The 18,945-nt window shown below is 64.0% G+C and carries 15 protein-coding genes; 12 read left to right on the forward strand and 3 right to left on the reverse strand.

Annotated elements, in window-relative coordinates:
• Window positions 1-12: 12 nt before the first annotated feature.
• Window positions 13-606, reverse strand: coding sequence for a hypothetical protein (locus A6V37_RS08240; protein WP_242665761.1), 594 nt, complete (start codon window positions 604-606; stop codon window positions 13-15).
• A 525-nt stretch (window positions 607-1,131) separates the two neighbouring features.
• On the opposite strand from A6V37_RS08240, the gene A6V37_RS08245 reads away from it, so the two are divergent.
• The 7 genes from A6V37_RS08245 (at window position 1,132) to A6V37_RS08275 (ending at window position 8,341) form a co-directional block, all read left to right on the forward strand.
• Entirely contained in the window at window positions 1,132-2,160 is a 1,029-nt protein-coding gene (locus tag A6V37_RS08245; RefSeq protein ID WP_064285901.1) for a bile acid:sodium symporter family protein, read from the forward strand.
• 276 nt (window positions 2,161-2,436) lie between these two features.
• Window positions 2,437-4,287: an EAL domain-containing protein gene (locus A6V37_RS08250; protein WP_064285902.1), complete on the forward strand. Its 1,851-nt coding sequence runs from the start codon at window positions 2,437-2,439 to the stop codon at window positions 4,285-4,287.
• 198 nt (window positions 4,288-4,485) lie between these two features.
• A complete protein-coding gene (locus A6V37_RS08255; protein ID WP_064266784.1) occupies window positions 4,486-5,472 on the forward strand; it encodes a LacI family DNA-binding transcriptional regulator in 987 nt (328 codons plus the stop codon).
• The gene (locus A6V37_RS08260) at window positions 5,469-6,752 is read left to right on the forward strand and encodes an AGE family epimerase/isomerase (RefSeq protein ID WP_064266785.1); all 1,284 of its coding nucleotides are present in this window, start codon (window positions 5,469-5,471) and stop codon (window positions 6,750-6,752) included. Before A6V37_RS08255 ends, A6V37_RS08260 begins: the two co-directional genes overlap by 4 nt.
• Window positions 6,749-7,666 (forward strand): carbohydrate kinase family protein, encoded by a 918-nt coding sequence (locus A6V37_RS08265; RefSeq protein WP_064285903.1) that lies wholly within the window; start codon window positions 6,749-6,751, stop codon window positions 7,664-7,666. Before A6V37_RS08260 ends, A6V37_RS08265 begins: the two co-directional genes overlap by 4 nt.
• 120 nt (window positions 7,667-7,786) lie before the next feature.
• Window positions 7,787-8,017 (forward strand): hypothetical protein, encoded by a 231-nt coding sequence (locus A6V37_RS08270; protein ID WP_064266787.1) that lies wholly within the window; start codon window positions 7,787-7,789, stop codon window positions 8,015-8,017.
• 78 nt (window positions 8,018-8,095) lie between these two features.
• Complete coding sequence (locus A6V37_RS08275) at window positions 8,096-8,341, forward strand: hypothetical protein (RefSeq protein ID WP_064266788.1); 246 nt, start codon at window positions 8,096-8,098, stop codon at window positions 8,339-8,341.
• Window positions 8,342-8,715: 374 nt separating this feature from the next.
• Here the strand turns inward: A6V37_RS08275 and A6V37_RS08285 are convergent, their stop codons facing one another.
• Window positions 8,716-8,949: a hypothetical protein gene (locus A6V37_RS08285; RefSeq protein WP_064266790.1), complete on the reverse strand. Its 234-nt coding sequence runs from the start codon at window positions 8,947-8,949 to the stop codon at window positions 8,716-8,718.
• Between the two features lie 365 nt (window positions 8,950-9,314).
• Here A6V37_RS08285 and A6V37_RS08290 point away from each other — a divergent pair, with 365 nt between their 5' ends.
• Entirely contained in the window at window positions 9,315-10,286 is a 972-nt protein-coding gene (locus A6V37_RS08290) for an ion channel (RefSeq protein WP_064266791.1), read from the forward strand.
• Between the two features lie 36 nt (window positions 10,287-10,322).
• Here A6V37_RS08290 and A6V37_RS08295 read toward each other — a convergent pair whose 3' ends face one another.
• A complete protein-coding gene (locus A6V37_RS08295) occupies window positions 10,323-11,429 on the reverse strand; it encodes a porin (RefSeq protein ID WP_064266792.1) in 1,107 nt (368 codons plus the stop codon).
• A 365-nt stretch (window positions 11,430-11,794) separates the two neighbouring features.
• On the opposite strand from A6V37_RS08295, the gene A6V37_RS08300 reads away from it, so the two are divergent.
• The 4 genes from A6V37_RS08300 (at window position 11,795) to A6V37_RS08315 (ending at window position 18,885) form a co-directional block, all read left to right on the forward strand.
• The gene (locus A6V37_RS08300; RefSeq protein WP_064266793.1) at window positions 11,795-12,691 is read left to right on the forward strand and encodes an N-formylglutamate amidohydrolase; all 897 of its coding nucleotides are present in this window, start codon (window positions 11,795-11,797) and stop codon (window positions 12,689-12,691) included.
• 10 nt (window positions 12,692-12,701) lie between these two features.
• On the forward strand, window positions 12,702-13,472 hold the full coding sequence (locus A6V37_RS08305) for an IclR family transcriptional regulator (RefSeq protein ID WP_064266794.1): 771 nt from the start codon (window positions 12,702-12,704) through the stop codon (window positions 13,470-13,472).
• A gap of 119 nt (window positions 13,473-13,591) precedes the next feature.
• A complete protein-coding gene (locus tag A6V37_RS08310; RefSeq protein WP_064285904.1) occupies window positions 13,592-15,073 on the forward strand; it encodes a YfcC family protein in 1,482 nt (493 codons plus the stop codon).
• A 224-nt stretch (window positions 15,074-15,297) separates the two neighbouring features.
• Complete coding sequence (locus A6V37_RS08315) at window positions 15,298-18,885, forward strand: indolepyruvate ferredoxin oxidoreductase family protein (RefSeq protein ID WP_064266796.1); 3,588 nt, start codon at window positions 15,298-15,300, stop codon at window positions 18,883-18,885.
• Window positions 18,886-18,945: the final 60 nt, after the last annotated feature.

Below are 18,945 nucleotides of genomic sequence, written 5' to 3' on the forward strand. Positions count from 1 at the left end.
GGAATCCGGCGGCTAGTTGCGGTACGGCGCGCTTTCAGGCGGACGCGAGTCGTCTGACTGACGCGGCATGGCGCGTGATGTACCGCGCTCCTCGTTGTAGCGGGCGACGTCGGCGCGAATCGAACCGGTGGCGCGCGCCTGCGCATTGGCCGGTGGTCGCGGTACCGCGCGCGACTCGGCGCTGACCGGCGTAATGGCGCCGGCGTATTGCATGCCGCTGCCGCGTTCATTGCCGGGATAACCGGCCGGTCCCGCTACCCGGCGCATGCCCGGGTTGTAGGCGTTAAAGCCGTTGCCGTTAAACCTGTTGCCGTAATTGCCGCCCGCGAAGTTCGGGCCGCCACGCGGCACACGCGCGCTGCGCTCGGCCATGGGGTCGCGAGCCGGCCTTGCAGGGGGCGCGCCATAGTAGCGGCCGCTATTGTGCATGGCATGGTCGATTGGGGCGCGCGAATAGCCGGCCCCGCCGCCATGCGGCACGCTCGGCACTTTCGCATAGGCGAACGTGCACAGCGCGGCGATAACCGCGCCCAACGCCCAATGCCTCGTTCTCGACAACCCGTCCACCTGCTGACTCTCATGCCCGAAGACTTGCCTGAAATCCACCGTTCGAGCTGCAATGGATCTGTTCTGGGAGCGGCACGGGCGCCGCGGAAATATCGCAGCGCGGACGTATCCCGACGGCCTTTGATCGGTAATTTATGGGTACGGGCAAAGGGTGTCGAGCCAAAAAGTGTTAGGCCTCCCCTGCGGATGTAACACCTTGTTACTGCGACGTTTTTCTGCGACAGAGCACTTGCGCGAAAGCCCTGAAACCGCTTGCTTTCAAGGCTTTCGCGAGACGTTTCGAAGGCTCTGACGTATGACGAATCGCGGCACATTTTTCTGCCTGATTTCCAAAACGGCTTGGACCAAACTGATGGCGTCGCCAATACTGAAACGTGCGCGCCAGACCGGGTCAGATTCTTACAGTCGGGCGCCGGCAATGCGGAACATTCATTAATCGATTCGGCAAATGAATTTGTCTTTTCAATTGGTTTTCAACAACAATAGTGTCTTCCCATAGACTAAGGGCGGCGTTTCAACGCGCGGCCCGTGCGCTGTTCCGCATCACCGAATCGAGATTCCGCCATGGCTCGCCCGAAACTGCTTCCCGACAACTTCACCTTATGCCTTGTCGGCACCGTGATCCTTGCCAGCCTCCTGCCGGTTCATGGGCAGGCCGCCGTCGGGTTCAACTGGGTGACGAACGTGGCGGTCGGCCTGCTGTTTTTCCTGCACGGCGCAAAGCTCTCACGCGAGGCGATTATTGCGGGCGCGACGCACTGGCGCCTGCATGTGGTGGTGCTGCTCAGCACGTTCGCGCTGTTTCCGCTGCTCGGCCTCGCGCTTAAACCGCTCCTTTCGCCACTTGTCACGCCGGCGCTCTATGCGGGGGTCCTCTTCCTCTGCACGCTGCCGTCTACGGTTCAGTCGTCGATCGCGTTCACCTCCATTGCCAAAGGCAACGTGCCGGCCGCCGTATGCAGCGCGTCGGCCTCGAGCCTGCTCGGTATCTTCATCACACCCGCCCTCGTCAGCATGGTCGTCACCAGCCAGGCGGCCGGCGGCGGCGCTTCGCCGTGGCATACGGTGGGCAACATCGTGCTGCAACTGCTGGTGCCGTTCGTGGCCGGCCAGTTGCTGCGCCCGCTGATCGGCAAGTGGATCGAGCGCAACCGCGGCGTGCTGAAATTCGTCGACCAGGGTTCGATCCTGCTGGTGGTCTACGGCGCGTTCAGCGAAGCCGTGAACGAAGGCCTGTGGCACCAGATTCCGCTGTCCGCACTCGGCGGTCTGCTGGTGGTGAATGTCGTGCTGCTGGCGCTGGCGCTGGCCGTGACGATTTTCGTGAGCAAGCGGCTCGGTTTCAACCGCGCGGATCAGATCACCATCATCTTCTGCGGTTCGAAGAAGAGCCTCGCCGCCGGCGTGCCGATGGCCAAGGTGATTTTCGCCTCGCATGCGGTGGGCGCCGTGGTCCTGCCGCTGATGCTGTTTCACCAGATCCAGCTGATGGTGTGCGCCGCCCTCGCGCAACGCTGGGGCGCGCGCGATATCAGCAGCGAGCACCTCGCCGCCTCCCGTGAGCGGCCCGCCGCCGCTGTGGCGCGCCGTTGAATACGCGCGCAATGCAAACAGGACATTCATAAGCGCCCTCCCTGAGCGTTATTTGAAGAAAGCCGCCTCGCGCGGCTTTTTTGTTATTTCACGCGCAAACGCCGCCGCTGTCGCCTCGGCCGGATGGCATAGGCCAACTCCTGGCACGGCGAAACCCGCCACCAGAGGGACGCCGGCACGAGCGCACCTTTGCGGTGCAACACTTCATCAAAAATTCACTTAATTCTTCAGAGGGTGCGCCGATAAGCCGACAGTCGATCGCTACGTCTACCCGCCATGCAAGCTCGCTCGCCCTCCCGATATGCCGCGCCGCGCATCGAGGAGTTGATCGCCCGGCGCGATTTGTCCGCCGTATTCCAGCCGATCATCGAATTTGAAAACGGCGCGATCGTCGGCTACGAAGGCTTGATTCGCGCGCCGGCCGGCACGCCGCTCGAAGCGCCGTTCGCGCTGTTTTCCCAGGCGCTTGCCGAGGGCTGCGCAATCGAGCTCGAACGAGCGGCCGCGCGCACCTGCATCGAAGCCTTTGCGCAACTCGACTTCGACGGCAAGCTGTTCCTCAACTTCAGCGCCGGCGCGATCCGCCGGCTCGCCGAGGCGCGCGAGGACACGCTCACGCTCCTGCGCCATCGCGGGGTGGACCCGCAACGGATCGTGATCGAGCTGACCGAGCAGAGCACGATTCCGGATGTCGACAGCTTTCTGCCGCTGATTTCGGCGCTGCGCACCGTGGGCGCGCAATTCGCGCTCGACGACTACGGCACGGCGAACGCGAGCATGAATCTATGGGTCCGGCTTCAACCGGACCTGGTGAAGATCGACCGCTTCTTCATTCACGACATCGCCTGCGATCCGCTCAAGTTCGAGGCGGTGCGCGCAATGCAGCACTTCGCCAACGCGAGCGGCGCGCAGCTCGTGGCCGAGGGCATCGAAAACGAAGCGGATCTGATCGTGGTGCGGGATATGGGAATCGGCTGCGGGCAAGGCTATTTCTTCGGCCGCCCGCACGCGCAACCGGCTCGCCAGGTGAGCGACGACGCTCGCGAAGCGCTGCGCGCCGGCCACATCGCCGTGTTTCCGGAGTCCACGCGCACGGTGAGCAGCGCCTCGCCGTCGGGCGGCATGGCTTCGGCGAAGATGCTGGTGCCCGCGCCCGCGCTGCCGCGCCAGGCCACCAACAATGACGTTCTCGAACTGTTCAACCGTCTGCCCGATCTGCACGCGGTCGCGGTGGTCGAAAACGACGAGCCGGTCGCGCTGATCAACCGCCGCAGCTTCATGGACCGCTACGCGCTGCCGTACCACCGAGAGCTGTTCGGCAAGCGCCCTTGCCTGCAGTTCGCCAACGCGTCGCCGGTGATCATCGAGAAGTCGATGACCGTCGAGCAGATGGCCAAGCTCCTCGCGAGCGACGATCAGCGCTATCTCGCCGACGGCTTCGTCATTACCGAGAACGGCAAATACGTCGGCCTCGGCACCGGCGAGAACCTGGTGCGCGCGGTCACCGAGGTGCGCATCGAGGCCGCGCGCTACGCGAACCCGCTGACCTTCCTGCCCGGCAATATTCCGATCAGTTCGCACATCGGCCGCCTGCTCGGCAACGACGCCGGCTTCTACGCGTGCTACGTCGACCTGAACCACTTCAAGCCGTTCAACGACCAGTACGGTTACTGGCAGGGCGACGAGGTGCTGAAATTCGCCGCCGCCGTGCTCGCCGACGTGTGCGATTCCACCCGCGACTTCCTCGGGCATGTGGGCGGCGACGACTTCCTGATCCTGTTCCAGAGCGACGACTGGCGCGAGCGCGTGCTGCGCGCGATCTACGTCTTCAACGAGGGCGCGCAACGCTTCTATGCGCCGGCCGATCGGCTTGCCGGCGGCATCCACGGTGAGGACCGGCGCGGCAATCCGACGTTCTTTGGTTTCGTGACGATGGCGATTGGCTGCGTGCGCGTCGAGCCGACGGGCGGGCCGTCGCTTTACAGCAGCGAGGAAATCGCCTCGGTCGCCGCGCTGGCCAAACGACGCGCGAAGCACGAGACGAGCGGCTTCGTACTGATCGACGCCGACGAAAGCGTAGCCTTGCTACGAGGCCAGGCGGAGGCCGCTCACGCATCCCTGGAGTAAAGATTTCGCCTTCTCCGACGTTGTTTCGAGGCGCGTTTAGCAATTTTTACTAAACAGCATATTTCGGGCCAACGTCAATATCTACGGGTACTTCCTGGTATCTGACGGCTGTTTTTCAGGCGGTTTCAGCATCGTTTTACTATACAATCGCCCGAACTTAAACACCGTGCGGCCGCCCCGGCGTCGCCGCCTGATTCGATGGCCACAACCATCCGCGACGTCGCCCGTGCGGCCAGCGTGTCGATCGGCACTGTTTCACGCGCACTGAAAAACCAGCCCGGCCTGTCCGAGGCCACCCGCCTGCGCGTCGTCGAAGCGGCGCGGCAGCTCGGCTACGACGCCGCCCAATTGCGCCCGCGCATTCGCCGCCTCACCTTTCTGCTGCACCGCCAGCACAACAACTTCGCGGTCAGCCCGTTCTTTTCGCACGTGCTGCACGGCGTGGAGGACGCGTGCCGGGAGCGCGGCATCGTGCCTTCGGTGCTGACCGCCGGCCCGACCGAAGACGTGATCCAGCAGATGCGCCTGCACGCACCGGACGCCGTGGCGATTGCCGGTTTCGTCGAACCGGAAACTTTGACCATGCTGGTGGCCATGCAGCGCCCGCTCGTGCTGATCGACCTGTGGGCTCCCGGCCTGCGCTCGGTCAATCTCGACAACGCCGCGGGCGCCACGCTCGCCATGCGGCATCTATTCGAACAGCAGCGCACGCGCGTCGCGTTCATCGGCGGCTCGCTCGCGCACTTCAGCATCGCGCAGCGCGCGCTCGGCTACCGGCGCGCGTTTTTCGAAGCAGGGCTGTTGTTCGACCCGTCGCTGGAAGTCACGATCGACGCCGGCCTCGACCCCGACACCGGCGCCGCGCGCGCCATGCATCAGCTGCTCGACGCGCCCGGCCCGCGCCCCGACGCCGTGTTTGCCTATAACGACGCCGCCGCGCTCGCCGCGCTGCGGGCCTGCCTCGCGCGCGGCGTGCGGGTGCCCGAGGACATCGCCATCATCGGCTTCGACGACATTCCGGCCACCGCTCACTCCACGCCGCCGCTGTCGACCATCTCGGTCGACAAGGAAGCGCTCGGCCGGCGCGGTGTCGAACTGCTGCTCGAGGACACGCCGGCCGAGCTTGAAATCCGCCTGCCCGTTCATCTCATTGCCCGTGCCAGTACTTTGGTGAAGACACCATGACACAAACCGCTTCGCTCCACCCCGCCAACGGCGCCGCCGCGGCACCGCCCGTCGAGAGTTTTCGCGCGCGCGAGTTCCTGCTCTCGCATGTGCAGGACACCCTGCGCTTTTACGCGCCCAACGTGCTCGATCCGAGCGGCGGCTTCTTTCACTTCTTCCGCGACGACGGTTCGGTCTACGACACAACCACGCGGCATCTGGTGAGCAGTTGTCGCTACGTGTTCAACTACGCGATGGCGTATCGCCAGTTCGGCGACCCGCAGCATCTCGAGTACGCGCGCCACGGTTTGCGGTTTCTGCGCGAAGCGCATTGGGACGCCCAGCAGGCAGGCTACGACTGGGAACTCGAATGGCGCGACGGCAGGAAGCGCACGCTCGACGCGACGCGCCACTGCTACGGTCTCGCGTTCGTCCTGCTCGCGTATTCGCATGCGGCGATGGCCGGCATCGAGGAAGCGAAGCCGATGATCGGCGCGACCTTCGAGTTGATGGAGCACCGCTTCTGGGACGCCGCCGCCGGGCTCTATGCCGACGAGGCATCACCCGACTGGCGGGTGAGTTCGTACCGAGGGCAAAACGCGAACATGCACACCACCGAGGCGCTGCTCGCCGCGCACGAGGCGACCGGTCATCTGGTCTACCTGGACCGCGCCGAGCGGGTGGCGTCGAATATCACGCTGCGCCAGGCGAAGCTGTCGCAGGGGCTGGTGTGGGAGCATTTTCATGCGGACTGGTCGGTCGACTGGCACTATAACGAAGAAGACAGTTCGAACATCTTTCGTCCGTGGGGCTTTCAGCCGGGGCATCAAACCGAATGGGCGAAGCTGCTGCTGATTCTCGAGCGCTTCCGTCCGTTGCCGTGGCTGCTGCCGCGCGCTATCGAGCTATTCGACGCCGCTATGACGCACGCGTGGGACGAAGACCACGGCGGGCTCTATTACGGCTTCGGGCCGGACGGCACGGTGTGCGACCACGACAAGTATTTCTGGGTCCAGGCGGAGACCTTCGCGACGGCCGCGCTGCTCGGCAAGCGCACCGGCAACGAACGTTTCTGGGACTGGTACGACGAAATCTGGCGCTATAGCTGGGCGCATTTCGTCGATCACAAGTATGGCGCGTGGTATCGCATTCTCACGTGCGACAACCGCAAGTACAGCGACGAAAAAAGCCCGGCCGGCAAGACCGACTATCACACCATGGGCGCGTGCTACGAAGTGCTGGCGCACGCCTTGCCCGACGGCGCGGCCGCTGCGTCTGAATCCGCGGAGCAAACAAAATGAGCAACCTCGGCGCAAACAGCGAATTCCCCCTCTTCGTTTCGGCCGGCGACATCCTCACCGACCTGGTGCGCTCCGGCGCTTCGCAGTGGCTCTCGCGGCCCGGCGGCGCGGGCTGGAACGTGGCGCGCTGCGTGGCGCGGCTCGGGTTGCCGACTGCGTGCGCGGGCTCGCTCGGCGTCGACAACTTCTCCGACGACCTGTGGAACGCGAGCGTCGCCGCGGGGCTCGACATGCGCTTCATGCAGCGCGTGGAGCGTCCGCCCTTGCTCGCGGTCGTGCATCAGACGCATCCGCCTGCGTACTTCTTCATGGGTGAGAACGCCGCCGATCTGGCCTTCGATCCTTTACGGCTGCCGGCCGGCTGGATGGGTCACGTGAAGTGGGCGCACTTCGGCTGCATCAGCCTCGTGCGGCAACCGATCGGCGCGACGCTCGCCGCGTTGGCCGCAGAACTCCGCGCACACGGCGTGAAGATCAGTTTCGATCCGAACTACCGGAATCTGATGGAGCATGGGTATGAACCCACGCTGCGGAAAATGGCCGCGCTCGCTGATCTGATCAAGGTGTCGGACGAAGATTTGCGCCTGCTGTTCAAGACCGACGACGAAGCCGGCGCGCTGGCCCAGTTGCGCGCCATGAATCCGGCCGCCACCGTGCTGGTGACGCGCGGGCCGGAGGCCGCCATGCTGATCGACGGCGACACGGTAAGTGAAGCGCGGCCGCCGCGCATCGAGATAGTCGACACCGTCGGCGCCGGCGACGCCTCGATTGGCGGCCTGCTATTCAGCCTCATGACCGCCCCGCAGCGGGCCTGGCCGGAGCACCTGGCGTTCGCGCTCGCCGCCGGCGCGGCCGCCTGCCGGCATGCGGGTGCGCACGCGCCGACGCTGGATGAGGTTGTCGCGCTGCTGTAATTCTGCTGCCTTGTGCGGCGCGCATTGTCACGGACATGGAGCGCTGCCGGGGCACTGAACGGGGCCTCCATCATCGTGCTAGGATGAAAAAACCGGAAGCCTTGCGAGAAGGAGCGAGCCATGGAAGACACCACTTACACCAAGGGCATCTACACGGCCATCGCCTCGGTAAGAGAAGTTCAGAAGGACACCTGGCAAGGCGTGGTCACGCTGTCGCGCGACGAAGGGGAAGCCGAAGCCGATCAGGAAACCACGCTCTACGAAGTCGACACCGGTTCGTCGACACCGGAAGAAGCCCTCGAAGAAGCCAAAGCGCTGGCTCACCGTATTCTTGGGGAAATCGAACTCTAGGTTGACCGGCGCCGCGCCTGCCGCGTCGGCGTCGGCGTGCGCGTTGCGCCACCTTGAAACAGCCGGCTGGAGGCAATCATGGCTGAACAGCTCTTTCTTTACGGCGTGTATTCGATCCACGTCCGCCCACTCGAACTCAACGGCGCGCGCTGGGACGCGGAGTACGAAATCCGCCATCGCGAGAAAGCCGTCAAGGCGTGGACGACCGTGGGCGGTGACGGCGGCTACGGTGATGAAGCGGAAGCTGTGGCTGCGGCCCACCAGCAAGCCGTCGACGATATCGAACACGGCGCCGGCATTCCCAAGCCGCGCGCCTTTCCGTAAGGCGGCGGGCGCCCGTCAGCACTTCATTCCAATTGCCGCCGCTTGCGGTGCGTGAGCGGGCGCGGGCGCGGGCCTCGATACCGCGGGCTGGCATCCCGATTCCTCGGCCGACACAAGCAACCGCGAAGCGATTCGGCATCCAAACCGGCTTGTGGTGCGCGAGATCCGCTCACCAAAGATTGTCGAGAAGAAGGTGAGCGATTGCGTACGAGGTGGAAAAAATGAGCATGCACGCCATAAACATAGCGAAGTCCATATACAGGTGAATATGGACTTCGAGGTGCTGGGCGAGCAGGCTGTCCGGATCTACAGGCAGCGCACTGCGTGCACGAGACTCCTCGCTTCCGGGCTTCATGCTCTCCACACCGTAAAGATCAGAGGCCATAAAGCAAAAGGTATGTGCCGGTAACGACGCCCATGGAGAACGCCGCGCACCCAAGGCCGGAGTAGAGATCGATAAGGTATCCCCTCTGGTGCTGCATGAATTTGGCGACCTCGAGGGCCGGATTCACGACCTCAGATTGACCAGCGTTCGATTCATTGCCGCTGTCCAGCGTATCCACGTACTTCGTCAAGTGCGCTGTATCCGGCGGCAACTGCGGGCTCATGGCTATTCTCCAACACAAAATTTCCGAATCAGATGACAGAATAGGCTGACGGTAACGCGGCCCATATAGGACGAGTCCGAGAACGCGGTGACCTCGATTCGTGCTTACCTGGAGCCGCCCCCAGAGGAACCCACACACGTGCCCGCGAAATTCCAATCCCAAGGGGTGGGGGCGTTGTCACGCTGCTGCGTGGCCAGGCAAGATTGAGGGATGAAGAGAAAATCGGCGTCTCACGAGGCCGGCGCCATCGCGCGACACCCAGCGAACGCCTGACAGAATGCACGGCTGGCCAGAACTCGAACGATCGGGTGGCACAAGCCAGGCGGCGTGCTACGCTTTGCGCGTTTTCATTTCACGAGCACGCGATGGCTACCGAACCGTCAGACCGTCCCTCCGGCATCGGCGACGCCGGCGCGCACCCGCCCAGGCACCATCTGCGCGGCAGCCGCGAGCTGTATATCGGCAATCGCAAGGTCGTCGTGCACGGCATGTCGACGCGAGTCTGGCAGGATCTCTACCATCGCGCGCTCATGGTTCGCTGGCCGCTGTTTTTCGTTTCGCTCGCGTTCCTGTTCCTGCTGCTCAACACCGTGTTCGCCACGCTCTACATGCTGGGCGATGCGCCGATCGCCAATCAGTATCCAGCGGGCTTCGGCGGCGCATTTTTCTTCAGTGTCGAGACGCTGGCCACGGTCGGCTATGGCGACATGCATCCGCAAACGGTCTACGCACATTGGATCGCCACGCTTGAGATTTTTGTCGGCATGTCCAGCATCGCGTTGGCGACGGGACTGATCTTCGCGCGTTTTTCGCGCCCGCGCGCCAAGATCGTTTTCGCCCGCTACGCGGTCGTCCGGCCGCTCGACGGCCGCATGACGCTGATGGTGCGCTCGGCCAACGGGCGCCAGAATGTCATCTCCGAGGCCCAGGCAAGGCTGCGCATTCTGCGCAAGGAAACCTCCGCCGAAGGTTATACGCTTCGCAAGCTCTATGACCTGACACTGGTGCGCAACCAGCATCCGATTTTCAAGCTCGGCTGGACCGTGATGCACGTCATCGACGAAAGCAGCCCGCTGTTCGGCGAATCCGCCGAGACGCTAAAGGATAGCGACATGTCGCTCCTGCTCACTATCGAAGGCGTCGACGAATCGACCGCGCAAACCATGCAGGCACGCCACTCGTGGGCCTGCGATCAGATCTTCTGGCACTACCGTTACGTCGACGTCATGAGCGAGCAGGATGGTGTGAGCCACCTCGACTACTCGCTGTTCAACGACATCGCGCCACTCGATACGGCGCACACCGCCCCCACCAAAGCGGACACGCTGACGCCGTAAGCAACCCGGGCGGCACCTGTCGCCCGTCCCGCTGCCTTAGAACTTGTGGCGAATCCCCACCACGCCCACCACCTGGGTGCTGGAGCTCGACGGGTTGCTGATCCCCTCGACCGCGGCCACCGCGTTCGACGACGAACGCTGATAGATCGCGTTCACATAGAGGTCGGTGCGCTTCGACAGGTAATACTGCACGCCCGCGCTCGTCTGCAGATAGTGCACGCTCGGCTTCGCGCTTTGCGTCGTATGAACCTGCGTGTACGTCTCGCCGATCGCGAACGCCACGTCCGGCGCGAAGCGGTAGCGGAAGCTGCCTTCGTAGTTGTTGAAGCGCTGCGACGCGCCGGTCTGCAGATTGAAGAGCGACGTCGTGTACATCAGCCCGAAGGTGGCCGCGCCAAAATCATAGGTGCCGGCCGCACCCCAGATCTGCTGCTTCGTAATGCCCTTCAGGAAGGTGTAGTAGTTGTCCGACGGAATCGCGCCGGTCGTATCGAGCGCGGGGTTGTCGAGCACCACGTACGCCACACCCAGGTGCACCGGACCTTGCCCATACGTGCCGCCGACGCTCCAGCTACGATTCGCCGCGAAGTTGGTCGCGTTGGAAAAGCCGTACATCGCATTGCCCTGGAAGCCGGCGAAATTCGGCGTGACGTACTTCACCGAGTTGTCGGTGCGGAAGGTGTTGTTCAGATCGTCGGTGTCGAACGGATGCAGCGCGTACTGCGTGAGCGACGTGCTGGCGCCGACCTGCAACGGCGCGAGCGAATCCTGCGCGGCGTTGTACTGACGGCCCATGGTGAACGTCCCCCAGCGCTGGTTCGACAAGCCCACCCACGCCTGACGGCCGAACATGCGGCCGTTCGCGCTGGCCGTGCCGGTCTCGATGTTAAAGCCGTTCTCCAGCTTGAAAATCGCTGAGGTGCCGCCGCCGAGGTCTTCCGTGCCCTGCATGCCCCAGCGCGTGCCCTGCTCGTTGCCGCCGGTCGCCTGCCAGGTCGTGTGGCCTTTCTGGTTGCTCGTGTAAGTGATGCCGGAGTCGACGATGCCGTACAACGTCACGCTCGACTGCGCCGCCGCGTTACCGCATAACACCGCGCCGATCCCCGCACCTGCAAGCGCCATCGCCAAACCTTTGCTGTTCATCTGCGTTTCCTTTGTTGTGAGTGTGTGTGAGTCAAGACGCTTTGTTTTATTGATTAAAACGACGTATTGTTTATTATTCGAAACGCAAAATTATCTGGTCAAGGTTTGGGCACGATACTGGTTTGCCCGCATTGACGGTGTGTCCTATCGGCCGGGGTTTCACTTAATAAAACGACGCAAATCCTTACCCATCAGGCCTTCACAAATAGACAGTCCGAACTGCAAGGCTTTGAAATGGTGACTTGACCTATATTCTGGTTCGTCGTTAAATATTGATACGCTGTTTTATTTAATAAAACACACGGCACACTTACTCCGGTCAAGACGGTCTTTCAGGCGCGTCGGCCACCCGAAAGGAATTTGTTTTGACGCCCGATAGCAACACTTTTGCCACGCCGCCGGACGCGCCGTTCTTCGTCGCGGAACCCAATGGCGTTCCGTTGCCGATCCTGTTCGATTCGCCTCACAGCGGCATCGTCCTGCCCGCCGACTTCGGCACATGCGCGCCGGTCGCCGCCATTCGCAGTTCGTGGGACGCGTTCGTCGACACTCTGTGGGCCGGTGTGCCCGCACAAGGCGGCGTGCTGATCGGCGCGTGCTTTCCGCGCGCCTACATCGACCCCAATCGCGCGATCACCGACATCGACGTGCAGTTGCTCGCCGAGCCCTGGCCCGAGCCGCTCGCGCCGGAGAAGTACACGCTGCGCGGCATGGGCCTGATCCGGCGCGACGCGCTGCCGAATGTGCCGATGTACGACCGCAAACTGTCGGTCGCCGAAGTGCGGCATCGGATCGACGCGTACTACCGCCCGTACCGCGCCGCGCTCAGCGCCGCCGCCGAGCGCACCTACGCGCGGCACGGCGCGCTGTGGCACGTCGACTGTCATTCGATGAAATCGCGCGGCAACGAAATGAATGTCGATGCGGGCGAAGCTCGGCCCGACTTCGTGATCAGCGACCGCCTCGGCACCACCGCCGACCCCGCCTTCACGCAATGGGTAGCCGACTATTTCAGCGGCGCGGGCTATAGCGTGCAGGTGAACGAGCCGTATCAGGGCGGTGACCTGCTGGCTGCCGTGAGCGATCCGGCGCGTCGCCGGCACAGCATCCAGATCGAACTGAATCGCGCGCTGTACATGGACGAAGCCACGTTCGTCAAACATGCCGGCTTCGACGCGCTCAAGCGCGACCTCGACGCCTTCGCCGCCGCGCTCGCCGATTACGTGCGCGCACAACTTGCCGCGCCGCATGCGGCGCAATGAAGGACCTAACGTGAACTACATCGTCGATTCCGTCGACAGCGCGCTCAAGCTGTTGAGCCACGTGGCCGAAAATCCTGGCCTCGGCGTTACCGAACTCGCCAACCAGCTCGGCATCAACAAGTCGCGCGCGTACCGCATGCTGTGCACGCTCGAACTGCACCGCTTCGTCGTGCAGGACGCGCGCGCCTCGACCTACTCGCTCGGTCCGCAGGCGTTCGTGATCGGCGTCGCGGCCGCGCAGCAGAATACGCTGGTGCGCTCGGCGCAGAAGCACATGCTTGTGCTCAACCAGGCCATCAACGAGAACGTCGTGCTGCGCGTGCGTGAAGGGCTGGAAACGGTGTGCGTCGCGCGTTGCGAAAGCACGCACGAGATGCGCACCATCGGCGCGGTCGGCAATCGCCGGCCGCTCAATAGCGGCGCGTCCGGCAGGATCCTGCTCGCGTTCGCGCCGGACGCGGTGAAAAGCGAATACCTGGCTCGCCTGAAGAAATTACCGCAGCCGCCGGACCTGCTGAAACTCGTCGACGAACTAGATGCGATCACGCGCAAAGGCTATGCGGTGAGCGTGGGTGAAGTCACCGCGGGTGCGGTGGCGATCTCGGTGCCGGTGCGCGATATGAGCGGCGCGACGGTCGCCGCGGTCAGCATCTCGGGGCCGGAAATGCGCATCAGCCGGATCGAGATTCCGGATTACCTCGAGCGTCTGCAGGCCTGCAGCCGGACCATATCAACCGAACTTGGCTACACCGCGCCGCAGTCGCAGCCGCAACCGGCGTGAACCCGGCAAGGCCGGCGGCCGGCGCTCGCGCGCTGACCGCTCGGCGCTGAATTCGCCGCTGAATTCGCCTTTAAGCTCGCCGCCAGTCGCGCATTGAACCGCACCACAGGAACCCGCACATGACCACGCTCGCGCCCACCGCGGCATCCACCGCCGACGACGATCAGCCGCAAGGCAGCCACTCAGGCAACGGCAGCGATGAGAAGAAACCCCACGGCAAAATGCTGCATCCGGTGGTGATGATGATCTGGGTCCTGCTCGCCGCCGTGGCGCTGACCTATCTGATCGACGCCGGCCTTTTCGAGCGCCACGACAAGCTGGTGGTGCCAGGCACCTATCAGGTGGTGCCGAAGAGCCACAGCCTTGCCACGCTGGTTGCGCCGGTTGTCACCAGAAGCACGCCCGAACAGGCCGCGCCGGCCAGTCTCGTGTCGGCCTTCGTGGCGGTGCCCAACGGACTCATCAAGAACGCGCCGCTGATCTTCATGGTGATGTTCGTCGGCGGCATGTTCGGCGTGAGCCGCAAAACGGGCGTGGTGGACGCGGGCATCGACCGGCTGCTGCAACTCACCGCCGGCAACGTCTATGTGCTCGCGCCGCTGCTGATGGTCCTGATTGGCCTCGGCAGCACGCTGCTCGGCTTCATCTCCGAATACCTCGTGATCATTCCAATGGTGATGGTGCTGGCGCGGCGGCTCGGCCTGTCGAACCTGTTCGCGGTCGGGCTCGTCGCGATCGCGGCCAAGGTCGGCTACATCGCCTCGGTGACCAATCCGCTGTCGCTCGCGGTCGCGCAGCCGATCGTCGGCGTGCCGCTCTTTAGCGGCATCGGCATGCGCATCGGCGTATTCGTGGTGTTCCTCACGCTCGGCATTCTCTATCTGCTGGTGCACGTGCGCCTGAGCGGCTACCGGCTGGCGGCCGCGCGCGCGAGCCTCGACGAGCGTATGCACACGAAGCTCTCGGGCCGGCACAAGGCGACGCTGATCGTGCTGGCCGTGGCCGCCGCAATGCTCGTGATCGGCACGCGCGAGTTGCATTGGGGCAACGTGGAACTGTCGTCGTTCTACGTGTTCATCAGCATCGTGACCGCGGTAGTGGGCCGGCTAGATTCGCGCAGCGCGGCCGATGCGTTCGTCGACGGCATGAAGGGCATGATTCTGGCCGGCCTGCTGATCGGCCTCGCGGCCTCGGTCGAACTGATCCTGCAGAACAGTCTCGTGCTCGACACGCTGATCGAGCACTTCACGCGCCTCGCGCGCGGCCAGTCCGCGGTGTGGGTCGCCAACGGCCTGATGGCCGTGCAGATGGTGCTCGACGTGTTCATTCCGTCGGTGTCGGGCAAGGCCGCGGTCAGCATGCCGATCATAGGCCCGATCGCGCAGTTGTCCGGCGTGAGCGGCCAGACCTCGGTGCTCGCTTTCGTGCTCGGCGGCGGCCTGACGAACCTGGTCACACCCACCTCGGGCATGCTGCTCGCCTATCTCGCCACCGCGCGGGTCGGCTACGGTCAATGGATCCGCTTCATCCTGCCGCTGTTCGTCGTGCTGCTGTTGCTGGCCGGCGGCGCGCTGGCGCTGGCAGTCTGGACAGGGTATTGACGGAGTACTGAAACGCACCAGGGCTTACCCGAATCGGGCCGCCGCGTGGCAGATCTATCTCAAAACTTCGTTAAAACGCGCGGCTCCTCTCGCCTATTCGTGACTGGTCAATCAAAGTAGAAAAAATCCTCTCCAATCGGCGCTAAAAAATAGAGTCTCTTTCGCTGCGCAACTTTCGTGGTCCCCACCACCGCGGGCGGATGCCATAAAGAGGAGACTCACCCATGACCGCTCGCCTGCCCATCGACGGCACGCCCGCTCTCGCCGACTACAAACTGTCCGACAACCTCACCGCGACGCGCGGCCGGATCTTCCTGACCGGCACGCAAGCGCTGGTGCGCCTCGCGCTGATGCAACGCGCCGCCGACCGCGCGCGCGGCATGAACACCGCCGGCTTCATCAGCGGCTATCGCGGCTCGCCGCTCGGCATGGTCGATCAGCAGTTGTGGAAAGCGAACAAACTGCTCGCGGCGAGTGATATTCGCTTCCTGCCCGCGATCAACGAAGAACTCGGCGGCACGGCCGTGCTCGGCACGCAGCGGGTGGAAGCGGACCCGGAGCGCACCGTCGAGGGCGTGTTCGCGATGTGGTACGGCAAAGGCCCGGGCGTGGATCGCGCGGGCGACGCGCTCAAGCATGGCAACGCGTACGGCTCGTCGGCGCATGGCGGCGTGCTGGTGGTCGCGGGCGACGACCACGGCTGCGTGTCGTCGTCGATGCCGCATCAGAGTGACTTTGCGATGATGGCCTGGCACATGCCGGTCGTGAATCCGTCGAACATTGCCGACATGCTCGAATTCGGCCTGTACGGTTGGGAGCTGTCGCGCTTCTCGGGCGCATGGGTCGGCTACAAGGCGATTTCCGAAACGGTCGAATCGGGCTCGACAGTCGATCTCGACGCGCTGCGCACCGACTGGACGATGCCGCAGGACTTCGCGGCCCCGGCCGGCGGCCTGCACAATCGCTGGCCTGATCTGCCGAGCCTGACGATCGAATCGCGCATGCACGCGAAACTCGACGCCGTGCGCCATTTCGCGCGCGTGAACAGCATCGACAAATGGATCGCACCGAGTCCGCACGCGAACGTCGGGATCGTGACGTGCGGCAAGGCGCACCTGGACCTGATGGAAACGCTGCGCCGGCTCGATCTGACTGTTGCCGATCTGGACGCGGCCGGCGTGCGGATCTACAAGGTCGGCCTGTCTTTTCCGCTGGAAATGACGCGGATCGACGCCTTCGTCTCCGGCTTGTCCGAAGTGCTGGTGATCGAGGAGAAAGGCCCGGTCATCGAACAGCAGATCAAGGACTATCTGTACAACCGCACGCAAGGCACGCGGCCGATCGTGATCGGCAAGCACGCCGAAGACGGCACGCTGCTGCTGTCCTCGCTCGGCGAGCTGCGGCCCTCGCGCATTCTGCCGGTGTTTGCGAACTGGCTGGCAAAGCACAAGCCCGCGCTCGACCGGCGCGACCGCGTGGTCGATCTCGTCGCGCCGCAAATTCTCTCGAACGCCGCGGACAGCGTGAAGCGCACGCCCTATTTCTGCTCGGGCTGTCCGCACAACACCTCGACCAAAGTGCCGGAGGGATCGATCGCGCACGCGGGCATCGGCTGTCACTTCATGGCGTCGTGGATGGAGCGCGACACGACCGGTCTGATCCAGATGGGCGGCGAAGGCGTGGACTGGGCATCGCATTCGATGTTCACGAAAACGCGCCACGTGTTCCAGAATCTCGGCGACGGCACTTACTTTCACTCGGGCATTCTCGCGATCCGCCAGGCAGTCGCCGCGAAAACCACCATCACGTACAAGATTCTCTATAACGATGCGGTGGCGATGACCGGCGGCCAGCCCGTGGACGGCAGCATTTCGGTGCCGCAGATCGCGCGCCAGGTGGAAGCCGAAGGCGTGTCACGCTTCGTCGTGGTCAGCGACGAACCGGAGAAGTACGACGGTCATCACGATCTGTTTCCGAAGGGCACCACGTTCCACCATCGCGACGAAATGGACACCGTGCAGCGCGAGTTGCGCGACACCGACGGCGTGACTGTGCTGATCTACGACCAGACCTGTGCCGCGGAAAAACGCCGCCGCCGGAAAAAAGGCGAATTCCCCGACCCGGACAAGCGTCTTTTCATCAACGAGGAAGTGTGCGAAGGCTGCGGCGATTGCGGCGTGCAGTCGAACTGCCTCTCGGTGGAGCCGGTTGAAACGGCCCTCGGCCGCAAGCGTCGCATCGACCAATCGTCGTGCAACAAAGACTACTCGTGCGTGAACGGCTTCTGCCCGAGCTTCGTCACGGTGGAAGGCGGCAAGCTGAAGAAAGCCGCGGGCGCGGCCTTCGATCCGCAAGCGCTCGCCGCGCGCGTCGACGCCTTGCCGATTCCGGCGACGCATCTCGACGCCGCGCCGTACGACATTCTGGTGACGGGCGTGGGCGGCACGGGCGTCGTGACGGTCGGCGCGTTGATCAGCATGGCAGCGCATCTGGAAGGCAAGAGCGCGTCCGTGCTCGACTTCATGGGCTTCGCGCAGAAGGGCGGCTCGGTGCTGTCGTTCGTGCGCTTCGCCGCGCGCGACGAGTGGCTCAATCAGGTGCGTATCGACACGCAACAGGCCGACGTGCTGCTCGCCTGCGACATGGTAGTCGGCGCAAGCGCCGATGCGCTGCAAACGGTGCGTCATGGCCGCACGCGTATTGTCGTGAACACGCATGCGATTCCGAACGCAACCTTCGTGCAGAACCCGGATGCCACGCTGCACGCCGACGCGCTGATCGACAAGATGCGCCACGCGGCCGGCGCGGAACGGATGTCGACGTGCGATGCCCAGGCGCTCGCCACGCGTTTTCTCGGCGACACGATCGGCGCGAACATTCTGATGCTCGGTTATGCCTGGCAACTCGGCCTGGTGCCGGTGTCGTTCGGCGCGATGATGCGCGCGATCGAACTGAACAACGTCGCGGTGCAGATGAACCAGTTGGCGTTCTCGATCGGCCGCCTCGCCGCCGAAGATCCGGCCGCGCTCGAATCGCTGTGGCAGGCACGGCATGCGGTGAAGCCGAGCGTGCGCGTCGATACGCTCGATGAGTTGATCGCGCATCGCGAGGGGCGTCTTCAGACGTACGGTGGCGCGAGCTACGTGAAGCGCTACCGCGCGCTGGTCGATGCGGCGCGCCACGCGGAGCGCGCAGTGGATGCACAGAGCGAACGCGTAACGCGCGCGGTGGCGACCACGTTCTATCGCCTGCTCGCGGTGAAGGACGAATACGAAGTGGCCCGCCTGCATACCGATGCCGCTTTCCGTGAAGCACTGGAAGCGCAATTCGAAGGCGTCGCCGGCAAGGACTTCGGCATCCGCTTCAACCTCGCGCCGCCGACGCTCGCGCGCCCGCAGCCCGGCAAGAATCCGGCGAAAAAGACCTTCGGGCAATGGATGTGGCCGGTGCTCGGCATAATGGCGAGTTGGCGCGGCTTGCGCGGCACCATGCTCGATCCGTTCGGCCGCACTCTCGAGCGCAAGATGGAGCGCGAACTCGCGGGCGATTACGAAATCACGATGCAGCGTGCGCTCGCGAAACTCAACGCGAACAATCTGGACGACGTAGCGAAGCTGGCTGACCTGCACGCGCGTGTGCGCGGCTACGGTCACGTGAAGCTGGCGAATCTGGCAGGCGTGAAGCGCGGCGAGCGCGATCTCGCTGCACGCCTGCAGATCGACGCGGCGACGGGTGCCGCGGTGACGAAGTCACTGGAAGAGGTGAAAGGCGCCGGGCAGTTGCGCGGTATTCCGGTGGTCGTGGCGAAGTAGTGCTTTCGCACGCGTAGGTGTTGGACGTCGTGAAAAAATGCCGCTTCAGGTGTGTTCCTG

The organism is Paraburkholderia ginsengiterrae (assembly GCF_001645125.1).
GTDB lineage: Bacteria > Pseudomonadota > Gammaproteobacteria > Burkholderiales > Burkholderiaceae > Paraburkholderia > Paraburkholderia ginsengiterrae.